At 56.1% G+C, this 22,381-nt stretch carries 24 protein-coding genes; 17 read left to right on the plus strand and 7 right to left on the minus strand.

Annotated elements, in window-relative coordinates; translation table 11 throughout:
- Positions 1-221: 221 nt before the first annotated feature.
- Entirely contained in the window at positions 222-548 is a 327-nt protein-coding gene (locus tag F3J31_RS14475; protein ID WP_008502569.1) for a DUF883 domain-containing protein, read from the minus strand.
- Positions 549-708: 160 nt separating this feature from the next.
- Between F3J31_RS14475 and F3J31_RS14480 the strand changes: the two genes are divergently transcribed.
- Entirely contained in the window at positions 709-1,053 is a 345-nt protein-coding gene (locus F3J31_RS14480; protein WP_008502568.1) for a DUF2002 family protein, read from the plus strand.
- 32 nt (positions 1,054-1,085) lie between these two features.
- On the opposite strand, the gene alaE is transcribed toward F3J31_RS14480, so the two are convergent.
- The gene (gene alaE, locus F3J31_RS14485; RefSeq protein WP_023617655.1) at positions 1,086-1,535 is read right to left on the minus strand and encodes an L-alanine exporter AlaE; all 450 of its coding nucleotides are present in this window, start codon (positions 1,533-1,535) and stop codon (positions 1,086-1,088) included.
- Positions 1,536-2,029: 494 nt separating this feature from the next.
- Between alaE and stpA the strand changes: the two genes are divergently transcribed.
- The gene (gene stpA / locus F3J31_RS14490; protein WP_048029252.1) at positions 2,030-2,434 is read left to right on the plus strand and encodes a DNA-binding protein StpA; all 405 of its coding nucleotides are present in this window, start codon (positions 2,030-2,032) and stop codon (positions 2,432-2,434) included.
- A 38-nt stretch (positions 2,435-2,472) separates the two neighbouring features.
- Here the strand turns inward: stpA and F3J31_RS14495 are convergent, their stop codons facing one another.
- The 3 genes from F3J31_RS14495 to F3J31_RS14505 form a co-directional block, all read right to left on the minus strand.
- Positions 2,473-2,652, minus strand: a complete 180-nt coding sequence (locus F3J31_RS14495; protein ID WP_048029253.1) for a hypothetical protein — start codon at positions 2,650-2,652, stop codon at positions 2,473-2,475.
- Positions 2,653-2,731: 79 nt separating this feature from the next.
- Positions 2,732-3,253: a rhodanese family protein gene (locus tag F3J31_RS14500; RefSeq protein WP_167213776.1), complete on the minus strand. Its 522-nt coding sequence runs from the start codon at positions 3,251-3,253 to the stop codon at positions 2,732-2,734.
- 9 nt (positions 3,254-3,262) lie between these two features.
- Positions 3,263-3,562 carry a metalloregulator ArsR/SmtB family transcription factor gene (locus F3J31_RS14505; RefSeq protein ID WP_048029255.1) on the minus strand — a complete coding sequence of 100 codons (300 nt, stop codon included), beginning with the start codon at positions 3,560-3,562 and terminating at the stop codon, positions 3,263-3,265.
- 181 nt (positions 3,563-3,743) lie between these two features.
- Here F3J31_RS14505 and F3J31_RS14510 point away from each other — a divergent pair, with 181 nt between their 5' ends.
- Entirely contained in the window at positions 3,744-3,902 is a 159-nt protein-coding gene (locus F3J31_RS14510) for a YqaE/Pmp3 family membrane protein (RefSeq protein WP_167213779.1), read from the plus strand.
- On the opposite strand, the gene F3J31_RS14515 is transcribed toward F3J31_RS14510, so the two are convergent.
- Entirely contained in the window at positions 3,899-4,828 is a 930-nt protein-coding gene (locus tag F3J31_RS14515; RefSeq protein WP_045909292.1) for a LysR substrate-binding domain-containing protein, read from the minus strand. The genes F3J31_RS14510 and F3J31_RS14515 overlap by 4 nt on opposite strands.
- 320 nt (positions 4,829-5,148) lie before the next feature.
- On the opposite strand from F3J31_RS14515, the gene F3J31_RS14520 reads away from it, so the two are divergent.
- From F3J31_RS14520 to F3J31_RS14550, 7 genes are all read left to right on the plus strand, one after another.
- Positions 5,149-5,754: an ankyrin repeat domain-containing protein gene (locus F3J31_RS14520; protein ID WP_111967733.1), complete on the plus strand. Its 606-nt coding sequence runs from the start codon at positions 5,149-5,151 to the stop codon at positions 5,752-5,754.
- A gap of 109 nt (positions 5,755-5,863) precedes the next feature.
- Complete coding sequence (fdrA, locus tag F3J31_RS14525; RefSeq protein WP_167213782.1) at positions 5,864-7,405, plus strand: acyl-CoA synthetase FdrA; 1,542 nt, start codon at positions 5,864-5,866, stop codon at positions 7,403-7,405.
- On the plus strand, positions 7,405-8,820 hold the full coding sequence (locus F3J31_RS14530) for a DUF1116 domain-containing protein (RefSeq protein WP_205246255.1): 1,416 nt from the start codon (positions 7,405-7,407) through the stop codon (positions 8,818-8,820). Before fdrA ends, F3J31_RS14530 begins: the two co-directional genes overlap by 1 nt.
- 11 nt (positions 8,821-8,831) lie before the next feature.
- On the plus strand, positions 8,832-10,385 hold the full coding sequence (locus tag F3J31_RS14535) for a xanthine permease (protein ID WP_167213784.1): 1,554 nt from the start codon (positions 8,832-8,834) through the stop codon (positions 10,383-10,385).
- Positions 10,382-11,338 (plus strand): carbamate kinase family protein, encoded by a 957-nt coding sequence (locus F3J31_RS14540; protein ID WP_167213787.1) that lies wholly within the window; start codon positions 10,382-10,384, stop codon positions 11,336-11,338. Before F3J31_RS14535 ends, F3J31_RS14540 begins: the two co-directional genes overlap by 4 nt.
- A gap of 1 nt (position 11,339) precedes the next feature.
- Positions 11,340-12,719 carry an amidohydrolase family protein gene (locus F3J31_RS14545; protein ID WP_167213791.1) on the plus strand — a complete coding sequence of 460 codons (1,380 nt, stop codon included), beginning with the start codon at positions 11,340-11,342 and terminating at the stop codon, positions 12,717-12,719.
- 125 nt (positions 12,720-12,844) lie between these two features.
- Complete coding sequence (locus F3J31_RS14550) at positions 12,845-13,579, plus strand: class I SAM-dependent methyltransferase (RefSeq protein ID WP_167213794.1); 735 nt, start codon at positions 12,845-12,847, stop codon at positions 13,577-13,579.
- Here F3J31_RS14550 and F3J31_RS14555 read toward each other — a convergent pair.
- Positions 13,573-14,175, minus strand: a complete 603-nt coding sequence (locus tag F3J31_RS14555) for a short chain dehydrogenase (RefSeq protein ID WP_167213796.1) — start codon at positions 14,173-14,175, stop codon at positions 13,573-13,575. The genes F3J31_RS14550 and F3J31_RS14555 overlap by 7 nt on opposite strands.
- Positions 14,176-14,272: 97 nt before the next feature.
- Here F3J31_RS14555 and F3J31_RS14560 point away from each other — a divergent pair, with 97 nt between their 5' ends.
- The 7 genes from F3J31_RS14560 (at position 14,273) to F3J31_RS14590 (ending at position 22,332) form a co-directional block, all read left to right on the plus strand.
- Entirely contained in the window at positions 14,273-15,160 is an 888-nt protein-coding gene (locus F3J31_RS14560) for a LysR family transcriptional regulator (RefSeq protein ID WP_048029264.1), read from the plus strand.
- Positions 15,161-15,180: 20 nt separating this feature from the next.
- The gene (locus F3J31_RS14565; protein ID WP_167213799.1) at positions 15,181-16,362 is read left to right on the plus strand and encodes a PLP-dependent aminotransferase family protein; all 1,182 of its coding nucleotides are present in this window, start codon (positions 15,181-15,183) and stop codon (positions 16,360-16,362) included.
- A gap of 384 nt (positions 16,363-16,746) precedes the next feature.
- Positions 16,747-17,370 (plus strand): LuxR C-terminal-related transcriptional regulator, encoded by a 624-nt coding sequence (locus tag F3J31_RS14570; RefSeq protein WP_063622322.1) that lies wholly within the window; start codon positions 16,747-16,749, stop codon positions 17,368-17,370.
- A gap of 99 nt (positions 17,371-17,469) precedes the next feature.
- Complete coding sequence (locus F3J31_RS14575; protein ID WP_167213801.1) at positions 17,470-18,015, plus strand: fimbrial protein; 546 nt, start codon at positions 17,470-17,472, stop codon at positions 18,013-18,015.
- Between the two features lie 35 nt (positions 18,016-18,050).
- A complete protein-coding gene (locus F3J31_RS14580; protein ID WP_167213803.1) occupies positions 18,051-18,713 on the plus strand; it encodes a molecular chaperone in 663 nt (220 codons plus the stop codon).
- Positions 18,714-18,757: 44 nt separating this feature from the next.
- Positions 18,758-21,286, plus strand: coding sequence for a fimbria/pilus outer membrane usher protein (locus F3J31_RS14585; protein ID WP_167213806.1), 2,529 nt, complete (start codon positions 18,758-18,760; stop codon positions 21,284-21,286).
- Between the two features lie 11 nt (positions 21,287-21,297).
- Entirely contained in the window at positions 21,298-22,332 is a 1,035-nt protein-coding gene (locus F3J31_RS14590; protein ID WP_080474238.1) for a fimbrial protein, read from the plus strand.
- Positions 22,333-22,381: the final 49 nt, after the last annotated feature.

The raw sequence follows: 22,381 nt of genomic DNA on the forward strand, positions 1-22,381 counted from the left end.
GCGCGAATCATCGCGTCAGGTTGTGTGTGTCTTGCTAAAAGGAATACTAGATGTAGTTGTCTTAAGTTTCAACCATACAAGATATGGGAAATTCAGATTGATGTTGTCATGATGATGAGCTCAGCGGGGCAGGGCAGGCTATACGGGTTTTACAGGCGAGAAGGCAAAGAAAAGCCCCGGCAACCATTGGCCACCGGGGCAGATAACGGTGCGTGAGCGGGTTATTTACGCAGGCTAAGCAGAGCGCCCACAAAGATACCGACCGCCGCTACCGTGCCGAGCGTACAGAGAGGCTTCTCGCGCACGAAGGTCGTTGCGCAGCTGACCGCATCGCAGGCAGCCTGTGTCGTACGCGTGCGGCCATTTAAGCGCGCGCGGGTTTCACGGAGCAGAGACTGAGCCTTACGTTTTGCGGCATCCGCTTCGTCCTTCGCGTCACTTCCCCAGGATTTCAGCACCTCTTCCAGCGTGTCCGCTAATTGGCTGACATCATTACGAATATCCTGCGCATCGTCATTAATATCGTTTCGGTTCGGTCTGTTAAACATACGATCCTCCGTAATTTTGCGTTCCCGTTCAGTTTAGTTCAGAAATTTAATATCTGAAGCGCATCACGCGTTATCCGGCAGTTTATGGACTATTCTGAAAGCCCTGCTAATGCTGAATACTGTAAGGTTGCCGGGCAGGAAAAGATAACGAGGAAAAGATATGTATTTACGACCTGATGAGGTGGCGCGCGTTCTTGAAAAAGAGGGATTCACCATGGATGAGGTGACGCCAAAAGCGTATGGATATCGCCGTGGCGAGAATTATGTTTACGTTAATCGTGAAGCAAGAATGGGACGTACCGCTCTCATTATTCACCCGACGCTGAAAGACAGAAGCCTGTCATTTGCTGAGCCTGCCTCGGATATTAAAACCTGCGATCACTATCAGCAATTTCCGCTCTATTTAGGCGGAGAGACGCATGAGCATTATGGTATTCCGCATGGTTTCAGCTCGCGTATGGCGCTGGAACGGTTTTTGAAGGGACTGTTTGGCGACGTTCAGTAAATTTGCGACTGGCGTGCGCCAGTCGCTTCATATCACGCTTTTGCCTGACTGTACTGGCTGACCTTAAACAGGCGGCGACAGTAGTCGAGGAAATAGCCATATACCGCCCCCATCAGCATTGAAATCACAATATTCGAACTGACCGCCGCAGCGATCTGGTGCCAGTCCGCGCCCACCGTCAGCAGAATAGCCACGTAAACCGGCGACTGGAACGTCACATAGGCCAGAACGTCCGCCAGGTTTTTCACCCAGCCTGCGGGGCTGATACGACGTGCGAAACGCATGACGGCATCGCGGTATAAGCCGTAAGGCCATGCAATAATAATATTGACCGGGATCGCCACCAGACGAGAAGAAAGTGACTGCTCGAAGGTCATTCCGGAGAGGAATATTTCGATCAGCATGTTCACTACGGAACAGTAGACAACCATCGCGAAAGTATCCGCCACTGCGTGGCGAAGGCGTGATTGCGGTGAGAACATGTCTGAACTCCTTGAGAAGAACACAAAAGAAACGATTTTCCCGAAGCGATTAGCGCTTTAGGCTGGTTTGTTTGACGTGTATAGCGTATATCTCTATGTTTGAACTAACAACTAGTTATTAATTTTTATTTAAACGCGTTTTGTCCACAAAATTCTCTAAAATTGATGGTTTTTTGTTCGCTTCGTTATAATGTGTCTCGTGTGAAGATTTTTTAATGTAAATCAGTTAGTTGTGTCTCGTCTCACTGACGAAGGCCTCAACCCGCTTTTGGACAGCGCAGGATGCTGAAATTTTGATTAAGGATGACCATTTATATTGATGGGATGAATGAATCCATGCGTATCCCACAGGCGTTATAAGATAATATTAACGGTGGCAGTAAAACATATTTACGCTATTGGCCGGGACGCCCCGCGGGTAGATATTTCAGCGGAAATGAATTATTCTGTCGGTGATTTATCTATTTACCCTAAAGAGAAGGTTTTCAAATAATATGTCTTTGACGTTACAGAATCTTAATAATATCCGAACTCTGCGCGCCATGGCACGCGAATTATCCCTGGACGTTCTTGAGGAAATGCTGGAAAAGGTCAGGGTCGTTGCTGAAGAGAAACGTAGTGAGCTGGCGGAATTAGAGCAGCAGCGGGCTGAACAGCAGGAGAAAATTAATGCCCTGCTGGAACGAATGAAAGCCGATGGTATTTCACCGACCGATCTGCTGGGCTCTGAACTGGGGCAGGCGGGTAAGCCAGTGAAAAAGCGCAAGCCGCGTGATGCCAAATATCGCTTTATTGACCAGAACGGTGAAGAGAAAACGTGGACCGGCCAGGGCCGCACGCCGAAGCCTATTGCCAGCGCGCTGGCAAACGGCAAATCACTGGAAGATTTTCTGATCTAAACAGGTAAACCGGGCGGAACACGCCGCCCGGCATTTTTTCAGCAGACGCCGAAATCACCGTCTTCAGTATACGGCGCCAGATCGGCCGCTTTCAGGGTATATTTCTCGCCTTGCTCATTGCTGGCCTGTACCGCCACAACGCTGTCACCATTCACTTCAAGCACTTTCAGCTTCGGGCCGCCTTTACGCGGTTGTACATAATCACCGACAGAAAACATATTACCTCCTCATCGTTTTAGCGATCTTCACCTTAGCCCACGTATGACGGCGGGTACAGCGTATTTCACCGATTACTGCTTATGAGGTACGACGGTTCCAGGGCATCACCTTGAGCAGCCTCGCCATGCCGCAAAAACCGGTCACACCGGCGAACAGCAGCCCGGATCCTACGAAGCCGCTGAGCAGGAAAAAGCCGTCGGAGACGCTATAGCCCAGCACCACGCCGCAGAGAATGAGCAGCCCGGCGGCAATTTGCACCTGACGCATCAGCGGCAGCGGCTGGGTTTTGTCTTCGACCGTCTGCAGACCCGCCTGCTTCCAGCCCTGAATGCCCCCTTCGACCACCAATGCCTGAGCGGGGGCGGCGGCCTGCGTAAGGCGATCGGCATTGCCAGAGGTGCGGGCGCCAGACTGGCAGTGAAAAATCACCGTTTCGCCCGCGTGCGTTTTAAGTCCACCGGGTAAGGTATCCAGCGGCATGGACTGCGCGGCGGGAATATGCTCGCGGGCGTACTCGTCGGCATCACGAATATCAATCAGCTTTGCACCTTCAGCGATGCGGGCGCTGGCCTCGCGCGGCGAAATAAGGGGAAGTGACATGGCGGCTCCTTACGGGCAATAAAGGGTTTTCAGGGTGCTGATGAGCTGATGCACCGCATCGTTTTTAATGAAATAGCGAATGCGCTGTGCCTCGCGGGTACTGTCAATCAGACCTTCCTCACGCATGCGCGCCAGATGCTGCGATGTGGCGGAAGGGCTCAGCCCCGTCGCGCGGGCCAGTTCCCCCGCGCTGGTGCCGGGGGCGCCGCACAGCGTGCAGAGGATCAGCAGGCGACGCGGATTGCTCATCGCTTTTAAAAGGTTTGCGGCCTGCTCTGCGCTGGCCTGAAGCTGTTCGAGTTCGGTCATGATAGTTTAGTATTTGCTTAATTAAGTTAATGCTAAAGTAGTTGTGCGCATTACGCCAGCGTCAAAAGCGTAAAAGAGGGTAAACGCGGGGGAGAGAACTGGCGCAGACAGGTAAACTGGCTATGCTTAGAGATAGTTCTCTTTATTATTTTCAATGGATTAGCTTGCACGGAGTTTTGATATGGGTTTTTGGCGTATTGTTTTTACCATCCTGTTGCCGCCGCTGGGCGTGCTGTTGAGCAAAGGTTTCGGCTGGGCGTTTATTATCAACATTATTCTGACGCTGCTGGGCTACATCCCGGGTCTTATCCACGCTTTCTGGGTTCAGAGTAAGAGCTAAGCACGCCAGAGTAAGTCGCTGTAGATCCCGGTCAGCACGCCCTGGGGGCCAAACTGCTGTTTGATCCAGCGCGTGACCTGGCCGGTCGCGGCATGCTGCGTGGCAAGCAGCATGCGCGAATCCTGACGCGGGTTATTGATACGCCGCGTCACCAGCAGCCCGTCTTCCACCGCTTCCCGCGCCATATACTCCGGTAAAAAACCTATCCCTTCGCCCAGAATCTGACACTGGCATTTGGTATTAAAGTCCGGCACCAGAATCGCCTCCTGCCCGTGTAGCAGCCAGCCCACCTTCTTGTTAATGGTGTGCGCGGTATCTTCCACCATGATGTTGGGGTACAGGCGCAGCTGGCTTTCCGCTATCGGTTCCGGAACGAACGCCAGCGGGTGCGCCGGCGCGATGGCAAACACCCAGCGAATGGCGCCGATCTCGGTGTAGTCAATTCCGCCGCCGTCGAGCAGCGTGTCCGGTGCGCCAATGGCGATATTGGCCTGGTTGTTGATGATGGAGTCCCACACGCCGTTATAGACCTCGGTGGTGACGGTGATCTGGCAGGTGGGAAACTGCTTTTTCAGCACCTGCAGCAGCCGCGCGGTATGGCGCGGCGTATACAACAGCTGGTTGATACAGATGCGTACCCGCGCCTCGATGCCCTGTGAGATGGTATCAATCCCGCGCTTGATGGCGTGAAAGTCGTTAAGCAGGTCGGTGGCTTTGCGGTAAAAGTAAAAGCCGGACTCGGTCAGCTCAATGCTGCGCGTGTTACGCACGAACAGCACCACGTCCAGCCCGGTCTCCATGCGCTTAATGGTGTAGCTGATGGCGGAGGTGGTGACGCCCAGTTCGGCGGCGGCTTTGCTGAAGCTGCCAAAGCGGGCGGCGGTGGTGAAGGCCAGCAGGTTCTCTTCGGTAAAGATGGAATTCATATCACGGCTCCGTCAGACATCAGTTTTGAACATATTTTAACAACACTGTTACAACGCATTTGAAGCCGATCACAGTTCTGACGCTTTGCCGAAAGCCCTGGTGCATAAGGCTTTATCAGACATAAGCATAATGCGTTTTGATGCGCTAAAAAGCGGTTAAACATAAGAAAAAGGTTGCACAGACGCACGTTTTGACCGAACTGTTGAATTTAACTCAACAATGAATTGACTGTCGATGAATCATTTTTAAGCGGATTCTTTTATGACCAGGCTGTTGCTATTCTCAGGTCAACAGAAAGAAAAACATCGGGAGTCTGAATATGTCTGCAACTGAACTGGTTACCGAATTTCTGCTGGCGGCAGAAGAGGGCAATAGCGATGCGCTAAAAGCCTGTCTGGAGAAAGGCGTGGATATTAACGCCACTAACCGCCAGAAAAGAACCGCCGTTACGATTGCCAGCCTGAAAAAACACTATTCCTGCGTAGAATTTTTAATTGCCGCCGGGGCAGATATTGATAAACAGGATCAGACCTGCTTTAACCCTTTCCTCATTAGCTGCCTGACGAATGATTTAACCCTCCTGCGGCTGGTATTACCCGCGAATCCGGATCTCGACCGCCTGACGCGTTTTGGCGGCGTGGGCATTACGCCTGCCAGTGAAAAAGGGCACGTGGAGATCGTGCGCGAGCTGCTGGAAAAAACCGATATCAACGTTAACCACACCAACTTTGTCGGCTGGACGCCGCTGCTGGAAGCCATCGTGTTAAACGACGGCGGCGCAAAGCAGCAGGCGATCGTGAAGCTGCTGCTGGATCACGGCGCGAACCCGCATATGACCGACAAATACGGCAAAACCCCGCTCGAACTGGCGCGGGAGAAAGGCTTCACTGAGATTGCCGACCTGCTGCTGGCGGCGGGCGCGTAAAACAATCGGTCAGCCCGTCCCGGCTGGCCGCTAATTAAATAAAGCATTTTTTACCGACGTGCATTGTGCACGACGGCGGCCCCCTTTTATCCGCTTTCAGGAGAAAATAATGCCAACGAAAATCGTGATTAAAAAGAACACCTATTTTGACTCCGTGTCATTAATGTCCGTTTCCACTAAAGCCAATAAATTGCCGGGCGTTGAACAGGCCTTTGTCGCCATGGCAACGGAAATGAATAAGGGCGTATTAAAAAACCTCGGGCTGTTAACGCCGGAATTAAATGAGGCGAAAAACGGCGACCTGATGATCGTCATTAAAGGCGACGCGGCGAATGATGAAACGCTGGCCGCTATTGAAGCGCTGTTCACGCGTAAAGAGAGCGCGGGCTCCCATGAAGCGCGCTACGCGACGATTGCCAGCGCTAAAACCCATCGCCCGGAGAGCAACCTCGCGGTGATTTCCGTCAACGGCACCTTCGCCGCCCGCGAGGCGCGTCAGGCGCTGGAAAACGATCTCAACGTAATGCTCTTCTCCGATAACGTCTCGCTCGACGACGAGCTGGCGCTGAAGCAGCTGGCGCACCAGAAAGGACTGCTGATGATGGGGCCGGACTGCGGCACCGCCATCATCAACGGCGCGGGACTGTGCTTCGCCAACGCGGTGCGTCGCGGACCGATTGGCATCGTCGGCGCATCCGGCACCGGCAGCCAGGAGCTGAGCGTGCGCATCCATGAATTCGGCGGCGGCGTGTCGCAGTTGATTGGCACCGGCGGGCGCGATCTCAGCGAGAAAATTGGCGGCCTGATGATGCTCGACGCCATCGACATGCTGGAAGCCGACGAGGGCACCCAGGTTATCGCGCTGATCTCCAAACCAGCGGCTACTGCCGTGGCAGAAAAGGTGCTGGCCCGCGCCAGAGCCTGCCGCAAGCCGGTAGTTGTTTGCTTCCTCGGGCGCAATGAACCGCCCGCCGATGAGGACGGACTGCAGTTTGCGCGCGGCACCAAAGAGGCGGCGCTGAAGGCCGTTCTGCTTACCGGCATCAAAAAAGAGTCCCTTGATCTGCACCTGCTCAACTGGCCATTGATTGAAGAGGTGCGCGCCCGCCTGACCCCGCAGCAGAAGTACATTCGCGGCCTGTTCTGCGGCGGCACCCTGTGCGACGAAGCGATGTTTGCCGCGCTGGAGAAGTTCGACGACGTGTACAGCAATATCCAGCCGGATCCCGCTAAACGCCTGCCGGACGTCAGCGTCAGTAAAGCCCATACCTTCCTCGACTTTGGCGACGACGACTTCACCAACGGCAAGCCGCACCCAATGATCGACCCGACCAACCGCATCAGCCGCCTGCTGCAGGAGGCGCGCGATCCGGAAGTGGGCGTCATCGTGATGGACTTTGTGCTGGGCTTCGGCGCGCACGAGGATCCAGTGGGGGTGATGATTGAGGCGATCAAAGAGGCGCAGGCCATCGCGAAGGCCGATAACCGTCCGCTTGAGATCCTCGGATACGTGCTCGGCACCGATCAGGATCCGCAGTCGCTGGCACAGCAGTGCCAGATGCTGACCGACGCAGGCCTCATCTGGGCCAGCAGCAGCACCAATACCGGATTACTGGCACGCGAATTTGTCTGCAAAGGAGAGAACGCATAATGACCACCTTATTTAACCAGCCGCTGAACGTCATTAACGTGGGTATCGCGATGTTCAGCGACGATCTTAAAAAGCAGCACGTTCCCGTGACCCAGCTCGACTGGACGCCGCCGGGGCAGGGCAATATGCAGGTGGTTGAAGCGCTCGACCAGTTGGCGGAAAAACCGCTGGCGGAGAAGATCGCTGCCGCCAACCAAATCGCGCTTGAGCGCATTATCCAGTCTCATCCGGTGCTGGTGGGCTATGACCAGGCGATTAACGTTGTGCCGGGGATGACCCGCACCACCATTCTGCACGCTGGTCCGCCAGTCTCCTGGGAAAACATGTGCGGCGCGATGAAAGGCGCGGTCACCGGTGCGCTGGTGTTTGAAGGGCTGGCGAAAGATCTGGACGACGCGGCACGGCTTGCCGCCTCCGGCGAGATCACCTTCTCGCCGTGTCACGAGCATGACTGCGTGGGCTCCATGGCGGGCGTCACCTCTGCGTCGATGTTTATGCACATTGTTGAGAACAAAACCTACGGCAACCGCGCCTTCACCAACCTCAGCGAGCAGATGGCGAAGATCCTGCGCATGGGCGCCAACGACCAGAGCGTCATCGACCGCCTGAACTGGATGCGGGACGTGCTCGGCCCGATGCTGCGCGACGCGATGAAGATTATCGGCGAAATCGACCTGCGGCTGATGCTGGCCCAGGCGCTGCACATGGGGGATGAGTGCCACAACCGCAACAATGCGGGCACCACGCTGCTGATTCAGGCGCTGACCCCGGGGCTGATCCAGGCGGGCTATCCGGTTGAGCAGCAGCGCGAGGTGTTCGAGTTTGTCGCCAGCAGCGACTACTTCTCCGGCCCGACGTGGATGGCGATGTGTAAAGCCGCGCTGGACGCCGCCCACGGCATTGAATACAGCACCGTGGTTACCACCATGGCGCGTAACGGCTACGAGTTCGGCCTGCGCGTTTCCGGCCTGCCGGGGCAGTGGTTCACCGGCCCGGCGCAGCAGGTGATCGGCCCGATGTTCGCGGGCTATAAGCCGGAAGACTCCGGGCTGGATATCGGCGACAGCGCGATCACCGAAACCTACGGCATCGGCGGCTTTGCGATGGCGACGGCCCCGGCGATTGTCGCCCTGGTGGGCGGGACGGTGGAGGAAGCCATCGACTTCTCCCGTCAGATGCGCGAAATCACCCTCGGCGAAAACCCGAACGTCACCATTCCGTTGCTCTCGTTTATGGGGATCCCGACCGCCATCGACATCACCAGAGTCGCCGGCAGCGGCATTCTGCCGGTGATTAACACCGCCATTGCCCACAAAGAGGCGGGCATCGGCATGATTGGGGCGGGCATCGTTCACCCGCCGTTTAGCTGTTTTGAAAAGGCGCTGTTGACCTTCCGCGATCGCTACTTTTTATAAGGCATGCATCCATGAAAAACATGAAACTGGAGTGGAAAAGAGGTGACTGGGCGGCGTATTTCGGGTTGATGACCAACAACCTGACCAATTTGCTGACCATGATGGGGTTGCTCATTTTTGTCGTCGGCATCCCGAAGGAGATTGTTTATGGACGCATTGCGCCAGCCTTCGGGCTGGCGGTGCTGACCGCGAGTATTTGCTACGCCTGGTTTGGCATGCAGATGGCGCGCCAGACCGGGCGCACGGACGTCACCGCGCTGCCGTCCGGCCCCAGCGCGCCGTCGATTTTTACCGTGACCTTCCTGGTGTTGATGCCGGTCTATCAGCAGACCGGTGATGCGGAGTTCGCCATCCAGATTGGCCTGGTGTGGTGCTTCGTGGAGGCGATGATCCTGGCGGGCGGCTCGTTTTTAGGGGAAACCATCCGCAAGATGATCCCGCGCACCGTGCTGCTGTCGTGCCTGTCCGGTTTGGGTCTGCTGCTCCTGGCGATGAACCCGATGCTGCAGGCGTTCGAGGCGCCGACCGTGTCGTTTATCGTGCTGCTGCTGATTTTCATCAACTGGTTCGGTAAAAAGCCGATCTTTGCCCGCATCCCAACCGGATTGCTGCTGCTGATTGCCGGCACGGCCCTGGCGTGGATCTCCGGCCTGCAGAGCCCGGAGGCGATTAAAGCTTCCATGTCATCCTTCGGCTTTAACCCGCCGCAGGTGCACGTGGAAGGTTTCCTGCAGGGGCTGCCGCACGCGCTACCGTATCTTGCCTCTGCCGTACCGCTGGGTCTGGCGAACTACATCTTTGACCTGGAGAACATCGAAAGCGCCCACGCGGCGGGGGATGAATACCCGACGCGTAAAGTCATGCTGGCGAACGGTCTGGCCTCCATGCTCGGCTGTCTGATGGGGAACCCGTTCCCGGTGACGGTCTACGTCGGCCATCCCGGCTGGAAAGCGATGGGTGCGAGCATCGGCTACACGCTGGCCTCCGGCGTGACCATGTTCATCGTGCCGCTGTTCGGGCTGGGGGCGTTTATGCTCGCCATCATTCCGATGACCGCCATCGTGCCGATTCTGGTGTTTATCGGCGTGGTCACCGCCAATCAGGTGGTAAGGGAAACGCCGAAGGTGGAAGTGCCCGTGATCTTCATCTGCCTGTTCCCGTGGATCGCCAACTGGGCGCTGACCATGATGAACAGCGTGATGGGCGCGGCGGGTACGAATGCCGCCAAAATCGGTACCGACGTGCTGCACAGCAAAGGGATCTACTACGAAGGATTAGTCCATCTGGGGAACGGGGCACCGCTCGCCAGCATGCTGTGGGGCTGTATCGCCATTTTCGCCATCATTAACAAACCGCTGCGCGGTGCCGTGGCTGCGGCGGGTGGGGCGCTGCTGGCGCTGTTCGGGGTGATCCACGCTCCGGTCGTGGGCTTTGCCGAAGGCCGTTCGCTGATGTTCGTCACCGCGTATCTGATGATGGGCGGCATGTTTGTGGTGAAGCATGTGCTGGATAGCCGCGAAGCGGCGAGCGCTGAGCCGGGTACTGTTGCGAAGGAGCACGTATGAAAGAGCTTATGGTCGTCGCCATTGGCGGCAACAGCATTATCAAAGACAACACCAGCCAGTCGGTTGAACATCAGGCGCAGGCGGTTAAAGCGGTGGCAGAGTCCGTGCTGGAAATGCTGGCCTCCGACTATGACATCGTGCTTACCCACGGCAACGGCCCTCAGGTGGGGCTGGATCTGCGCCGGGCTGAAATTGCCCACGAGCGGGAGGGGCTTCCCCTCACGCCACTGGCAAACTGCGTGGCGGACACCCAGGGCGGCATTGGTTACCTGATCCAGCAGGCGCTGAACAACCGCCTGGCCGCGCGCGGGGAGCAAAAAGCAGTTACGGTCGTCACGCAGGTGGAAGTGGATAAAAACGATCCCGGTTTTACGCACCCGACGAAACCGATCGGCGCGTTCTTCAGCGAGGCGCAGCGCGACGAACTGCAGCGCGCGCACCCGGACTGGCACTTTGTTGAGGATTCGGGCCGGGGATATCGTCGCGTGGTGGCCTCTCCGCAGCCGCTGCGCATTGTCGAGGCCGATGCGATCAAGACCCTGACGCAAAAAGGCTTTGTGGTGATTGGCGCGGGCGGCGGCGGTATTCCGGTGGTGCGCACTGAGCAGGGCGATTACCAGAGCGTCGACGCGGTGATTGATAAAGATCTCTCCACCGCGCTGCTGGCGCGCGAGATCCGCGCCGACGTGCTGGTGATTACCACCGGCGTGGAGAAGGTGTGCGTCAACTTCGGCAAGCCAAACCAGCAGGCGCTGGACACCGTCAACGTAGCGGAGATGACGCGCTACAGGGAAGAAGGTCACTTCCCGGCGGGCAGCATGTTGCCCAAAATCGTCGCCTCGCTGGAATTTTTACACCACGGCGGCAAGCGGGTGATCATCACCTCGCCAGACTGCCTGCCCGCCGCGCTGCGTGGGGAAACCGGTACCCATATTGTGAATGAAGGAAGATAAGATGAGTGAAAACAAAAGCCGCCGCGAGTTTATCAGCCAGAGCGGCAAAATGGTGACCGCCTGCGCGCTGTTTGGCGCGACCGGATCCGTCGCGTATGCTGCTGACTCCGCAAAGCCACTCTGCGAGACCGGTAAGCCTATGAATATCACCGCGAAACATTACTATCTGGACAACGTGCTGCTCGAAGCCGGGTTTAACTTCGACGGCGGCGTGGCGACGAGCACCCGTACCGAGCTGAAAACGCTGGAGATCAAGGACGGGAAGATCGTCGCCCTGCGCGACAACAAGCGCCACGCCGACGCCACGCTGCCGCACTACGATGCGGGCAACAAGCTGATGCTCCCGGCAATGCGCGACATGCATATCCACCTGGATAAAACCTTCTACGGCGGCCCGTGGCGATCGCTCAACCGTCCGGCGGGCACCACGATTCAGGATATGATCCGCCTGGAACAGAAGCTGCTGCCTGAGCTGCAGCCCTACACCCAGGAGCGTGCGGAAAAGCTGATCGACCTGATCCAGTCGAAAGGCTCCACCATCGCCCGCAGCCATTGTAACATTGAGCCGGTTTCCGGCCTGAAAAACCTGGAAAATTTGCAGGCGGTCCTGGCGCGCCGCAAACCTGGTTTTGACTGCGAAATCGTCGCCTTCCCGCAGCACGGGCTGCTGCTGTCGAATTCTGAAAAGCTGATGCGCGAGGCGATGCAGGCAGGGGCGCACTACGTGGGCGGGCTGGACCCGACCAACGTCGACGGGGCGATGGAGAAATCTCTCGATCTGATGTTCCAGATTGCGCTGGACTACGACAAAGGGGTGGACATTCACCTGCACGAAACCAGCCCGGCGGGCGTGGAGGCGGTGAACTACATGGTCGAAACCGTGGAGAAAACGCCGGCGCTGAAGGGGAAACTCACCATCAGCCACGCCTTCGCGCTGGCGACGCTCAACGAACAGCAGGTGGATGAGATCGCCACCCGCATGGCGGCGCAGCAGGTGACCATCGCTTCGACCGTGCCGATTGGCACCCTGCATATGCCGCTGAAGCAGCTGCGGGACAAGGGCGTGTTTGTGATGACCGGCACCGACAGCGTGATCGACCACTGGTCGCCGTACGGTCTGGGGGACATGCTGGAGAAAGCCAATCTTTACGCCCAGCTCTACATCCGCCCGAACGAGCAGACGCTCTCCCGCGCGCTGGGGATTGCGACCGGCGACGTGCTGCCGCTGAACGACAAAGGGGAGCGCGTGTGGCCGAAAGCGCAGGATGACGCCAGCTTTGTGCTGGTGGACGCCTCCTGTTCCGCCGAAGCCGTGGCGCGCATTTCCCCGCGTACCGCAACGTTCCATAAAGGAAATCTGGTCTGGGGTACGGTGGGCTAAAAGCGAGCCGGGTGGCGCTGCGCTTACCCGGCCTACGGTTCGGAGATTTTGTAGGTCGGGTAAGGCGAAGCCGCCACCCGACAATGCAGTATACTGCTGTGCACATTCTTAAAGAGGGATCTGCCATGGCACAAAACATCTACGACAACCCGGCGTTTTTTGAAGGCTACGCCCAGCTTCCGCGCTCGGTGCAGGGGCTGGACGGCGCGCCGGAGTGGCCCGCGCTGAAAAGCCTGCTGCCCGATTTAACCGGCAAATCGGTTGTCGATCTCGGCTGCGGCTACGGCTGGTTCTGCCGCGCCGCGCGCGAGCTGGGTGCTGCTCACGTCACGGGGATCGATATCTCAGAAAAGATGCTCGCCCGCGCAGCGGAGCTTACCGCGGACCCACTGATTCACTATCAGCGTAGCGATCTGGACTCTCTCAGCCTCGACGAAACCAGCGTCGATCTGGTCTACAGCTCGCTGGCGCTGCACTACCTGCCGGAGCTGGATACCCTGTTTGCGAAGGTTCAGCGCGCGCTCAAACCCGGCGGCAGCCTGGTCTTTTCGATGGAACACCCGATTTACACCTGCGCCTCGCGTCAGGGCTGGCTGACCGACGATAACGGCGAGCGGTTCTGGGGCGTGAATCATTATCAGGACGAAGGCCAGCGCGTCAGCAACTGGCTGGCGGATGGGGTGATCAAATACCACCGCACGCTGGGCACCACGCTTAACGCGCTCATCAGGGCCGGATTAACGATAAGCAACGTCAACGAGTGGGGACCAACGCAGGCGCAGATTGACGCCTGGTCCGCGCTGGCCGAGGAGGCGGAGCGCCCGATGCTGGTGCTGATCGCCGCCCGCAAGGATCAGTAACCGACCTTGTATACGCGCCCGGTCTGCACGCCTTCCACGCTGCGACGATAGGCTTGCGCCACTGTGGCGGCAGGCACGCTTTCGAAGCCCGGGAAGAAGCCATCGTACGTGTCGACCGATTCGGTGAGCACCGTCGGGCTGATCAGGTTGATGCGGATCCCGCGCGGCAGTTCGCAGGCTGCCGCGCGAACAAACCCTTCCAGCGCGGCATTCACCGTGGTGGCGTTCACGCCCTGCGCAATCGGCTCGTGCGCCACGACCCCGCTTATCAACGTAATCGAGCCGCCTTCATTCAGGTAGTGCTGGCCGGTCAGCGCCAGGCGCACCTGCCCCAGCAGCTTATCCTGCAGCCCCTGGTTAAAGTCGCTGTCTTTCATGGTCGCGAGCGGGCCGAAGTAGAGGCCACCACTGGCGGACACAATCGCATCCACCTGGCCGATTTTCTCGAAGAGCGCCTGAACGCTTGACTGCGAGGTGATATCCACCTGCTCGTCGCCCTGCGTGCGACCGACGCGGATGACCTCGTGGCGACGACTCAGCTCTTCCGTTACCGCACGACCGACCGTACCGCTGGCACCAATAATGACGATTTTCATAGCCGACTCCTTATGTTGTGAGCCTTCATTCTTTAATAAATTAAAATGCGGATAAACTGGGCTAAAGTTAGAAGATTGCTAACCAGAGGTTTGGAATATGGATAAGCTTCGCAGCATGGAGACGTTTATTGCCGTGGTGGAAAGCGGCAGCTTCACCGGTGCGGCGGCGCGGCTGGAGATGTCGGCGGTAATGGTGGGGAAGTACGTTGCGCTGCTGGAATCCCAGCTTGGCACCCGCCTGCTGGAGCGTAATACGCGCCGCCAGAGCCTGACGGATGCCGGACGCGTCTATTTCGACGAGGCGAAGCGGGTGCTGGAGCAGGTCGTAATTGCCGAAAGTGCGGTTGAACGGCTGCGCGCCGCGCCGTCTGGCACCCTGCGCGTGACGGCGCCCACGTCGTTTGGCGGCTGCGTGATCGCCCCGCTGACGGCAACCTTTTTACAGCGCTACCCGGAGGTACGCATCGAGTTGGATCTCACCAACCGAATGGTCGATCTGGTGGAGGAGGGCGTCGATCTGGCCATTCGCATTGGCGACGTTCGCAACGACGATCTGGTGGCGAAATACCTGTGCCCCTACAACATGGTGATCTGCGCCGCGCCGGACTATTTAGCGCGACACGGCACGCCGCAAACGCCAGACGATCTGGTGGATCATCTCTGTCTTTCGCACACGGTGTGGACGGCACGCAACGAGTGGCGGCTGCCGGGCGTGGAAGGGGAGGTGCGCTGGAAACGGGATGCCGTATTACGGTGTAACGACGGCTACGGCTTACGCATGGCGGCGCGAGCCGGGGCGGGGCTGTTGCTGCAACCGGAAGTACTGGTGGCGGAAGAACTGGCAAGCGGCAGACTGGTGCGGGTAATGGAACCGTTCACGCCCGCGCCAAGGCCTGTGCATCTACTGTGGCGCCAGGATTTGCGGCCACTGCCTAAGCTGACGGAATTTATCGCCCATATTCTGCTAAGATTGAGCACACTATAAAAACAGAAGGTAAGCAAAGAATGTCCGTGAGTAAACTCGCCAGCAGCGCGCAGGGCCTGCAATCATCTGCCATCCGTGAATTATTAAAACACAGCAAAATGGCCGGCGTCATTTCGCTGGGCGGGGGTATTCCTAATCCCGATCTGTTCGATCGCGAAGGGCTGAAAATCGCTGCTGATGCCGTATTATCTCAGCATTTTGGCGAGGCGTTTCAGTATGGCCTGACCGAAGGCGTACCGGGACTGCGGGAAGAGATTCAGCGCATTTGCGAGGGGCGTGGCATTCGCTGTAAGGCCGATGACGTGGTCGTGACCTCCGGTTCACAGCAGTCCCTCGACGTGCTGGCGCGCGCGTTAATTAACCCGGGCGATATTGTTGTCGTCGAGCGTCCAACCTATCTCGCCGCCCTGCAGGTATTCGGCCTGGCGCAGGCGAATTTTGAATCCGTTGGCACCGACGGCGACGGCATGAAGGTGGATGAGCTCGAAGCGCTGGTGGCCAAAAAAGCCATTAAAGCGGTGTATATCGTTCCAACGTTTGGTAACCCCGGCGGCGTCACGCTTTCCGAAGCGCGCCGTAAGCAGCTGGTGGAACTCTCGAAGCGCTATGACTTCGTGATCATTGAAGACGATCCGTACAGCGAAATTAATTATACCGATGAAGTCTTCCGCCCGTTAATTGCCCATGCCAAAGATATCGGCAACGAAGAGAATGTGGTGTATACCTCCACCTTCTCTAAAATCCTTGCGCCGGGCACGCGCGTAGGCTGGGTGGTGGTGCCGGAATGGTTGAAGCGCGCGGTGGTGAACCTGAAGCAAACCACCGATCTGCACACCAGCACGCTGTCGCAGCTGATGACGTATGAGTACCTGAAGACCGGCCGTCTGGCCGATCAGATTAAAACGATCCGCGAAGCCTATCGTCAGAAATACCAGACGTTCGCCACGGAACTGGAAGCCGAGCTGGGCGACGTGATGTCGTTCCACAAGCCGAAGGGCGGCATGTTCCTGTGGGCGAAAATGAACAACGGCATGAACACAACCCGCTGGCTGGAAAAAACGTTAAATAACGGCGTGGTATTTGTGCCGGGCGAATTTTTCTACTGCAATGAGCCGGACCCAGCGACGCTGCGCATGTCGTTTGTCACGCCAACGGATGAAGAGCTGAAAGAGGCCGTTCGACGCCTGAAAGCCTCTTTATAACAGAATGGCGGGGTATGATTCTGGACGTAATTTAAGCGGTGAAGCTGAAAATGCAGATCAGGAACTTCACGTTAACTTGCGCAGGATCATACCCGGGCCATGTTTTTGGATTGTATTCGAAAAGTAATACCAAAATTAACATTATCTAACTCATTAATTATTAATGCTTTTTTTCTAAGAAAAGCATTTTTTGTATTATCCTTTTTCGGATTGCTCTTACACTTGTTGCCCATATTCTTATTTGCATCTCATTCATTTTGATCTGAATAATGTCTCATGGAATAAGCGCAGTCGTTGGATGATTTTTTAGCGTTCGCTCAGGGTTAAATCACTTCACAGGCTCTATTCCCGGAATGTTATACATGGATCAGTATAAGGTTACGGATGATGATTATTTGTGTATCTGATAATGTCTGGTTCAGAATTGGGTTGAGTGAAATCATACAAAATTGCCAGAGAGATAAGCAGGAACTGAAGTTTTTAGCATTTGAAAAAGCCAGCGTAACGCTGAGCACGATGGTAATGAGATCACCGGTCACGATAATCATTGACTATTATATTGCTGACCACGGTTTACTGTTGTTACTGTTAAAGATGAAGCGCCAGAATGTTTTTGACAATATACTTATTATTACGACTAATGCGCGAATTGTGGAAGTGACTGAAAATATTTTGCTGGACTCGGTTGCGGATATCTTAATTGATAACAGCGAATCATTTGATAAACTCAGCACTTTTATGGTCAAAGATAAGGCTGGACAGATTATTTCAAAATCCGTGACCAATAAAACCTGGGCGATGATTAAGAAAAATTCAAATCTCACCCACCGGGAATTAGACCTGATGCCATTTTTTATTACAGGGAAAGGTAATAAAGAGATCTCCCGGCAGGTCGATATTAGTGAGAAAATGGTCAGTATTCACCGGCGTAACATTTATTCCAAACTCCAGGTTGAGAGTCTTACCGGGCTTTATCATTACCTGACAACGGATATAAAGGTTACATAACGTTCGCCGGGAAATGAAGCGTTTTATGCGGGTGTAGTATTCAGGTAGAAACGATGCACTGTTATTCATAATATGTTGTATAAACAGAAGGAGCTGTATATGAAATTGAAATCTCTTTGCGCGGCGATGGTTGCCCTGGGGCTTTTTACCTCTTTTGCCCATGCGGCAGACGGTAAGTTAAAATTTGTAGGGCAAATTGGCTCATCATCCTGCAAGCTCTCCGGGGAAAGCACTGCCGAAATTACGGTTCCGATGGGAACTATTCCGATGGAAACCTTAAAACAAGATGCCAACGGTCCGGAGGTGGGCTTTGCCATTAACCTGACGGGCTGTCAGCCGGGCACCTATTATCTGATTCTTGACGGCGTCAGCCCGTCCGGTCAGCCGAACGTGCTGGACCTGGATAACGCGACCGCCAGCACCACGGCAAAAGGGGTGGGGATTCAGATTAAAGATATCTCCGACCAGAACATTACCTTATCCAAAACCCTTGATAAATCCGATGCCAGCATCACCATTGCTGAAGGCGACACCTCAGGCAGCGGGACGTTCTTCCTGAAAGCGAACTATTACGCCTATAACAAAGATGCAGTCACCACCGGGGAAGCAAACGCAACGGCCACCTTCACCATTGTTCAACAATAACAGGAGCAGGCCTTCGGGCCTGCTTTTAAGGTGGTATGATGAAGTCACTTATTATTGCGCTATTCGCGCTGTACTCCGCATCGGCTATTTCAGCTATTCAGATTGAAAGTTCACGGGTGATTTATTCCGGTGAGAATAAATCGGCCTCGTTAACGCTGCATAACGCGTCGCAAAAAAATTATATTATCCAGACCTGGCTGGACGAAGATTCAGACAAGCCCGGAAAAGAGATGGTGGTGACGCCGCCTATTATGAAGGTGAAACCCGATCAATCCGCCGTGTTACGTTTTATCTATTCCGGTAAAGGATTACCGACCGACAGAGAAAGCGTTTACTGGATTAACGTTCAGGAAATACCGCCCCGGGCCAGCGAGCCTAATGTGATGCAGCTGGCGATTCGAACGCGCCTTAAGCTTTTTTATCGCCCGGTTGGGATGAAGGCAAAACTGGACGAGCAGATAGGCCAGTTAACGCTGATGAAAAGCAGTGAGGCACTGGTCGTCAGCAATCCCGGGCCTCTGCATATTAGCCTGAGCCAGTTAATTATTAAAACCCCGCAGGGAAAAGAACAAAAAATAACGGCCCCGATGATTGCTCCCTTTGGCAGCGAAACGATTCCTTTTCCCAAAGGCTCGCGGGTGGTTGGCTTAACGTACATTAACGATTACGGCGGCGTTGCCGACGTGAAAATGCACTAAGCCCACGGTTGCAGATTATTAAATAATGTCATGGATGAATCATTATGCAACGAACATGGATCCCCCTGTGCGCGCTCACCTCTTTACTGGTTTCCGGCAGCGAATGTCTGGCGCAAAGTGAATATAACACCGCATTTTTTCATGGAACGGGCGAGCAATCGTTCATTAATTTGATCGACCCTGATTCCGGCATTATTCCCGGAACCTATTCCCTCGATGTTTACGTTAACCGAAAGCTCGTTGAACAGCGTGACGTTGAGATCGTCCGCGATAAGCCCGACAGCGCGCTGCACCCGTGCATTAGCGCCGATCGGTTGCGTGTGTGGTCCGTCGCTCTTCCCGCTGACGATGACGAGTCGTGCTATCCCCTCGAGCGCCGGATTGCGGGGGCGTCCATGAACGTTACGATGACCGAGCACCGGCTGGATATTCAGGTTCCCCAGCTCAATATGCTGACGCAACCGCGCGGAACGGTACCCGCCACGCGTTACGACGAGGGCATCAATGCCGCTTTTGTGAACTACAACCTGGCGGCGAACACCATCAGAAGCTACGGGCAAAACAGCCAGTACGCCTACCTTTACCTGAATAACGGCATCAATATAGGGGCGTGGCGCTTGCGCCAGATGGCGAACCTGACAAAGCGGGATGGGGAAACGGGCCACTGGAAAAATGTCTCGTCGTGGGCTGAAAGGGCACTTCCGTCAATCAGGAGTCGTCTGCTGCTGGGACAAGGAAGCACCGGAACAACCCTGTACGACAGTATTCCGTTTCGCGGGGTGCAGCTGGCCTCGGAGCCCATGATGCGTGCAGACAGCCAGTCGCGCTATGCCCCTGTCGTCAGAGGCGTGGCGGAAAGCAATGCCCGCGTGGAGGTTCGACAGAATAAGTATCTGATCTACTCTACCAACGTGCCGCCGGGACCGTTCGCGTTTGATGACATTGTGCCGGTCAGTCAGAGCGGGGATCTGTTTGTCACCATCATTGAAACCGACGGAAGGAAAACCAATCTGGTGATCCCCTATACCGTGCTCCCGGGACTGGTTCGCAAGGGGCAGTGGAACTATGAAATCACGGCCGCAAAATATCATGACGGTGCCAACGGCTATGCCCCTGCGTTTGTTGAAAGCCAGCTCGCCAGAGGGATGAGCGATACGGTGACCCTGTCGGGCGGCCTGCTTTTGGCGGAACACTACCGCAGCGCGGCGATGGGCGTGGGCAAAAACATGGGGCATTTTGGCGCGGTGTCCGTCGATCTGGCGTTATCCGACACGCGGCTGGCGCGGGGCGACGATGAGCAAGGGGGGAGCGCTCGCTTCCTGTACGCGAAATCCTTTCTCGATTCCCGCACCGATTTCCAGGTGGCGGGCTATCGTTACTCCTCGTCCGGTTATTACGATTTCCAGGAGTCGGTTCAGGAACGTCGCCGCTGGGATAATGGCCGATATAAAACCTATTACTGGGATGACGCCGATCAGGATAACCCTGACTGGGTCGCGTCAAAGCCTGAAATCCATTACGACAGCCGCTACGCAACCAAAAAAGCGCGGCTGGATATCTCAATGAGCCAGCAGATAGGTGAGATCAGCCAGCTTTATCTCACCTTCAGCAAGCAAAGCTACTGGCAGGATGCCGGTTCTGATACCACGGTTCAGTCTGGCTTTACCTCACGGCTGGGCAATGTGACCTGGAGTCTGTACTACCAGAATACGCGCAACCACTACATTGCACATGACAGCAGCATTAACCTGCGCCTGTCTCTGCCGCTCAGCTTTGGCAGCCACCCGGCGACGGCGACGACAGACCTTCACGCCGATCGTGCCGGAAACGTGTCCTCCTCTGCGGGGCTGAGTGGCTCCCTGCTTGAGGATAACCGCCTTAGCTACGCCATGCAGGTGCAGCAAAACGATGCCGAGGGGACGGCGGGCGATCTGAGCATGGGCTACAAGGGGGGCGCCGGAAATCTGTGGCTGGGCTATTCCAGAGCGGAAGATGTGCAGCAAAGCAGCATGAACCTCAGCGGCGGCATTCTTGCTCACGCTGGTGGCGTGACGCTGTCCCAGCCACCGGGCAGTACCTTTACCCTGATTGAGGCTCAGGATGCGCAAGGGGTGAGGGTAGAGAATCAGGCCGGAGTGCGGATCGACGCTGCGGGCTATGCCGTTGCCCCGCATGCGATTCCTTATCGCAACAATACCTGGTCGTTAAACACCCAGGACTTCCCGGAGGGGCTGGACGTGCCTGTTGCCACCCAGAATAACGTCCCTACCCGCGGCGCGATTACGCGCGTGACGTTTGAAACATATCGGGGCGACAGCGTGCTGATTCACAGCAAACGACCCGACAACAGCGTGCCGCCGGTTGGCGCGCAGGCCTACAGCCGGGGCGAGCGTAACAACGGCATTGTCGGGCCTGACGGGGATATTTTTGTTTCAGGCGTGCTGCCGGGCGAAGCGATCGCCATTCGCTGGGGGGAGGGGGATGACGAACAGTGTCGTATCCAGCTTCCGGATGAGGAACGGCGTGAACAGGATACCGCGGGCTATCGCGAGATCAGCGCAATTTGTCGATAAAGGAGAGGACAATGCAATTTCAGGGACGACATATGCTGTACGCCGCGGTGATTTTTTGCTTCGGCCTGTTTTCTTCCACCGTTATGGCGCTGACCTGTAAAGCCCAGGGCTCGGTGAGCCAGTACGTTGCCATTAACAGCATCATCAAAGCGTCGATCGGCGACTTCGGCACCAACACCAAAATATGGGTATCATCACCGATCACGGCGACGTTTACCTGCTCTGACACGGACGCCTATCCAAACGGCGAGAGCGCCTATTTATGGCTCGATCCGAAAGATGCGGTGAAAAACGTGCACAACTCTCTGGAGATTGGCATCACCTTCAGGAACGTCGATTACAAGCTGAAGAAGGGCGATAAAATAGAGATTGGTCCCGGTACCGTGTGCCGTCCTAACGGCAACAAAGGCTGTCTCTCCCCGGCGGCCCCGCAGACGTTCACGCTCACCTATCAGGTTTACATCAAAACCACCGGCCTTCCGGCGGCCACCAATGGCAAAGTGATGGGGGATGTCAGCCTGTCGCTCTTCCAGGTAGATGGCGTGGGCGGTCTGCGAGGCGGCACGGTGACTCAGGACGGTAACTTTAACCTGACCATTACCGGGCTGGATAAAATCACCTTTCTGGCCTGCACGCCTAAAGTGCTGCTGGTACCCGATACCCTCGACTTTGGCGTCATCAACGGAAGCTGGGCGACGCCCGGTAAGATTGAGAAAACAAAACCCTTTACGCTACAGGTCGATTTGACGCGTGAAGCCAGCGGTAAAACCTGCACGGGGGAGACGTTGCTGATGACGTTAAGCTCGACGAATACGGTCAAAGACGGGGCAATCATCATGCCCGCGGCAGACAGCGGCTTTGGCTTTATCATTTCCGCCAGCAGTCTGATGGAGCCGCGCATTGCGCTGAACACGCCGCAGGAGATAGGAACGATCGGTGGAGACCGGCTCACGCATGATTATCACGCAGGGTTTATATGGACGACCACGACGCCGAAGCTTGGGGATTACAGTGCGACAGCCACCTTTACCGTGACGTTCAAGTAACAAAAGTGGGGATTGCGCGCGGGCTATTTTGCGTAATACTTATCCCGCG

The sequence above is a fragment of the Enterobacter sp. Acro-832 genome, assembly GCF_011752745.1.
Classification (GTDB): Bacteria; Pseudomonadota; Gammaproteobacteria; order Enterobacterales; family Enterobacteriaceae; genus Enterobacter; species Enterobacter quasiroggenkampii.